The sequence below is a fragment of the Phocaeicola coprophilus DSM 18228 = JCM 13818 genome, assembly GCF_000157915.1.
GTDB classification, from domain to species: domain Bacteria; phylum Bacteroidota; class Bacteroidia; order Bacteroidales; family Bacteroidaceae; genus Phocaeicola; species Phocaeicola coprophilus.
This window is the reverse complement of the sequence record NZ_EQ973651.1, coordinates 161,620-166,422: the sequence shown is the minus strand read 5'-3', so window position 1 is coordinate 166,422 and position 4,803 is coordinate 161,620. Positions and strand designations below refer to the sequence as shown.

4 protein-coding genes, 2 tRNA genes and 1 pseudogene are annotated in these 4,803 nt (G+C 45.0%); all 7 read right to left on the bottom strand.

Features of this window, described 5'->3' with window-relative positions; all coding sequences use genetic code 11:
• Window positions 1–184: pseudogene (locus BACCOPRO_RS17695) on the bottom strand (6-bladed beta-propeller); the annotation flags it as partial.
• Between the two features lie 63 nt (window positions 185–247).
• Window positions 248–1,489 carry an alpha/beta hydrolase family protein gene (locus BACCOPRO_RS16605; RefSeq protein ID WP_008145427.1) on the bottom strand — a complete coding sequence of 414 codons (1,242 nt, stop codon included), beginning with the start codon at window positions 1,487–1,489 and terminating at the stop codon, window positions 248–250.
• A gap of 109 nt (window positions 1,490–1,598) precedes the next feature.
• Window positions 1,599–2,768, bottom strand: coding sequence for an iron-containing alcohol dehydrogenase (locus tag BACCOPRO_RS16600; protein WP_008145426.1), 1,170 nt, complete (start codon window positions 2,766–2,768; stop codon window positions 1,599–1,601).
• Between the two features lie 71 nt (window positions 2,769–2,839).
• A complete protein-coding gene (locus BACCOPRO_RS16595) occupies window positions 2,840–3,427 on the bottom strand; it encodes a sugar O-acetyltransferase (protein WP_008145425.1) in 588 nt (195 codons plus the stop codon).
• Window positions 3,428–3,607: 180 nt separating this feature from the next.
• Window positions 3,608–3,681, bottom strand: a tRNA-His gene (locus tag BACCOPRO_RS16590).
• A 34-nt stretch (window positions 3,682–3,715) separates the two neighbouring features.
• Window positions 3,716–3,789: transfer RNA gene (locus tag BACCOPRO_RS16585), tRNA-His, on the bottom strand.
• 16 nt (window positions 3,790–3,805) lie between these two features.
• Window positions 3,806–4,803: CapA family protein (locus BACCOPRO_RS16580; RefSeq protein ID WP_008145423.1), on the bottom strand; the 998-nt coding region annotated here is incomplete at its 5' end.

The window sequence follows — 4,803 nt, the reverse complement described above, 5'->3', positions numbered from 1 at the left end:
TCTCTACATCCACCAGCAAACAACTATCAGATGTCTCCAAAGGTATGATCTCTATTTTTGAGAACAAGTCTTCGAAAGAAACATCTGACGAATGTAAATCTACAGAGAGTGTCGGTATTTCATTTTTATCCCTGGATGTACATGCAAATAATAACATTATAAATATGCCTAATACTTTTTTCATACACTATTTTGTTAAACGTCATACATGGATGGTATAATTGCCGGTATTGACAACAAGTCATTTCTACAGACTATTGATCCAAGCTGCTATATCCCGGAGAACTTCTGGTGAACAGGTTTCCTCAATCTTATAATAATCCATGGAGGAAGCAGGTTCACAATGCTGGAACAAATGATTCAATCCGGGATATACCTTGATAAGATTTTTGCTGTTCTTCCCGGAAAGACAGTTCCGGATAGCACTGATATTACTGTCTGAAAGAACCTGCATATCATTACTTCCGTTGACAGCCATAACCGGGATGGTAATTCTTTCCAGATCCGGCCGCGGATCATAATCCATAAAATATTCCAGCCATACATTCCCTGGCTGAGTGGCCATACTTTTCCGCAAAGTACTGACACTCACATTGGAAGGAATTCCTTTCAGCTTGAAAAGAGCATTCTGCTGCTCAACCAGCAAACTATCTCCTTTGATTCCAGGTCCGGCCATGCTCACCAAAAAATCTGCTTTTCCTTCAGCTCCCAACATAAAGGCTATCAGCCCTCCTTCACTATGTCCCAATATCCCGACCTGATTGAATTTTCCGCTGCTCTTTAACCATGAAAGTCCACAAGCTGCATCTTCCGCAAAGTCAGCCGAAGTACATCCGGCCTGATTCCCGGTCGACTGACCTACTCCTCTGTCATCATATCGCAAAGAAGCAATCCCCTGTTTAGCCAGGTAGTCAGCTATCACCCTAAAAGGTTTGTGAGCAAACACCTCTTCATCCCGATTCTGGGCACCACTTCCGGTAACCATGATTACCACAGGTACTTTTTTGTCCGGAGTATAATTGACCGGATAAGTCAGCGTACCGGCAAGAGAAACATGAGCTTTCTGATTGGTGAAAGTAACTTCCTCTGTCTTATACCCCAACGGACTTTCCGGTTCCTGAGGACGGTTGGGCTTTCCGGCATCTCCAGCCTTCAACTCCAACGGGAATGCCACACCGAACTGTCTGAAAGTACCGGTGATTACTCCATTGTTCAGTTTCCCGGTATATTCCATCAGAAGAGCCAGGACATCCAGACTGACGGAATCGGCTGACAGCAGATTCAGACGAACAGGAATACCCATGGCACTTTGTGCAGGGACATCCATGGTAGCAGCACCGCCTCCATCTTTCGACGGATCGAAATGAAAAACAATTTCCAGCTTCTGATTTCCCGCATTCAGCATTCCTTTCCAGGTTCCGCTAATCCTCTGAGCGTATGACATAGCCACAGTCATCACAGCCAGTCCCAATAGAGCGATTCTCTTCATATGTGTCAGTATTGTTTTTACAGGTTTGATCTAAAGTTATCTGTTATAATACCCTGTTCCAACCCAAAGCTGTCACACCAAAGGCTGGAACAGAGAGTTTCTTTCTGATTTACAGCGCTGCCTTCAGAATGGACAGGATATCCTGCTCATTCAGCGGAGCAAAGGTACCCGGTGCATTCAGTCCTTCATTAACGGCAACGTGATGGGCCATTTCTTCCAGACGGGAGTCATCAATACCGACTTCGCGCAAGGTCATCGGCATACCCAGACTCTTAAAGAACTGAGAAGTACATACAATGGTCTGCTCTGCGATCTCGGCCGGAGCCATGTCTGCTGACAGTCCGAACACATTCAAGCCAAACTTCACGAAACGTTCCTGTGTACGCTCATTAAATACATGGCGCATCCAGTGCGGAGTAATAATGGCCAGTCCTTCTCCATGTGTAATGTCATAATAAGCCGAAAGAGCATGTTCAATACCATGCATCGGCCAGGGAGACCCTGCTGTTCCGAGAGCCAGCAAGCCGTTGCAGCCAAAGGTACAGGCATACATAATCTCCGCACGGGCTTCATAGTCATCGGGCTTCTCCAGCGCAACCGGTGCATATTTCATCAAAGTCTTGACAAGGGTTTCACAAAAACCGTCAGCTACAGAATTGGAAGCATGGGTGAAATACTGCTCCATCACATGATTGATGGCATCAGCCACTCCCGCTGCCGTATGTTTGGCATTGACCGTAAACGTATAAGTCGGATCAAGGAAAGAACATGCAGGGAACAGATGTGGATCGATGTAAGCAATCTTATCATTGGTTTCCGTACGCGAAATGACACCTCCGGCATCATATTCACTGCCCGTAGCAGCCAGAGTCAGGATATCAACAATCGGAAGGGCAGCCAAAGTAGGAGCCTTACCGGTAATCAGGTCCCAGGTTTCACCATCATACTTGGCTCCACCGGCAATGGCTTTCGAACAGTCAAGTACCGAACCTCCCCCAACGGAAAGAATGACATCGATCTGTTGTTCCTTACAAATCCGTACCCCCTCCACAACACTGGTGGAATACTTCGGATTCGGTTCAATCCCGCCCAGTTCAAAAATCTCAAAGTCTTTCAGTAATTCTCTGACACGGTCATACAGTCCGATTCGCTTGATACTTCCGCCTCCGTAGGTCAGCAAGACACGACGTCCGAACGGACGCATCACTTCAGGAAGCCCCGCCACAACATCACGTCCGAAGATCAGTCGTGTCGGGGTCTGATAATCAAAATTTCTCATATTTCTTTTATTTATATCATTAATACTGTCGAATAATCCTTATCAGTATTATTCTTCTGCTAAATATTCAATTAAAAATCCGGATTCCTGTCTTCTTCAGTAATCTCCCTGATCATTCTGCATGGTAACCCAGCAGCAATCACATTCTCTGGAATATCTTTTGTAACAACACTGCCAGCTCCTATTATGGAATTTCGACCTATTGTAACACCTCCCATAATATGAACGCCTGCACCTACCCACACATTATCACCTATTGTGATGGGCTTTGAATAACATCCGCCTGCCACTCTGTCTTCAGGATGTATTGCATGGTTACCTGCATATAATCCAACACGCGGACCGAACAAAACATTATTTCCTATGACGATACGATTGCAGTCCAATATAACACAGTCAAAATTTGCAAAGAAGTTATTTCCTATAAATATATTGGAACCAAACTCACATCTGAAATCGGGTTCAAAATTGACATTCTCACCCATCCCCCCTAATATATCTCTCAATATACTCTCACGAACCCTTTGTGCTTCACCATAGCTGCGGTTATAACGATTTGTCAACAATACAACATCATTTCTTTTCCTCATCAGTTCACTTGACAAATCATTATACATTTTCCCAGACAACATTCTTTGCCACAGTTTCTCATCTTCCATATTATGACCTATTTAGTTGCTATTTCACGCTTCTGAACTTAACAGAGCCGTGATGAGTTCTTCATCTATATGCAATATTCGCAAAATTTCTGAACATACACAAGCAAGTAGCCGGAAAAACAGAAATATCCAGACACAAAAAAGGCTGTCTCCTTTTTGACGGAAACAGCCTCTTGTAGGGGTGACTAGTGGGACTCGAACCCACGACATTCAGAACCACAATCTGACGCTCTAACCAACTGAACTATAGTCACCATGTTGGTAAAAAAAGAAACTTCGAAAAGAGGGGGTGACTAGTGGGACTCGAACCCACGACATTCAGAACCACAATCTGACGCTCTAACCAACTGAACTATAGTCACCATGTTGATTACCTTTTCAAAAGCGATTGCAAAGGTAGACATTTATTTTGAATCTGCAAACATTTCGTCTCTTTTTATTCAAAAAATATTCACGAATTCCTTTACCATGCTTTCCCAGCAGCTTACGGGCTCCTTCCAGATATGCCTTCATGCGCTGTTTCTCAGACATATGCATTTTGTTTTCATCCATTCCGGCCGGATATACCTGAAAATTCTTTTTCCCACTCAATACCGGACGGGAAGTCCAGACCAAAGCATAGGCACAATCGACCAGACGGGTTTTGCCTTCCACCCGACGAAGCAATAATTTTACAGCCATCCCTCCGTCTGTCTGAGGAGCACTCATATTAGAAACAAAGTTTCCCAATGAATAGGCTACCAGGTGACGTGTCGGAGAAAGAGAGTCCTCCCGGACTTCAACAGGCTGTATCACGTGTGGATGCGCTCCGATTACATGATCCACTCCCATCTTCAGCAGCCAATCGGCCAACGCACGTTCTTCCGAACGGGGAAGAGACTGATATTCCACTCCCCAGTGCATACAGGCAATCAATACATCAGGCTTCATCAGACGGGCTTTCAGAATATCCCGCCTCATCTGATCGCAATCTATATAATTGACCACATTAGGCGTTACCGGACGTAAACCGTTTGTACCATACGTGTAATTCAGAAAGACTACGCGAAATCCTTTTCGCTCCACCAGCAACGGGTAAAAATCCAGCCGTTCCTGCCGGGTACGATAAGTCCCGACATGAGGTACCCGAAAAGAATCCAGCAGACAGATGGTACGCTCCAGTCCCATCTTCCCCCGATCCAGACAGTGATTGTTGGCTGTAAGCAACACATCTACCCCAGCCTGCCGAAGTGATTTCAAATAAGAATCAGGAGCACTGAATGCAGGATATCCCGTATAAGGTTTTCCTCCCAAAGGTACTTCCAGGTTACCAATCACCAGATCTGCCTTTGCAAATTCCGGACTCACCCAACGGAAGCAGTCTGTATAATCATAAC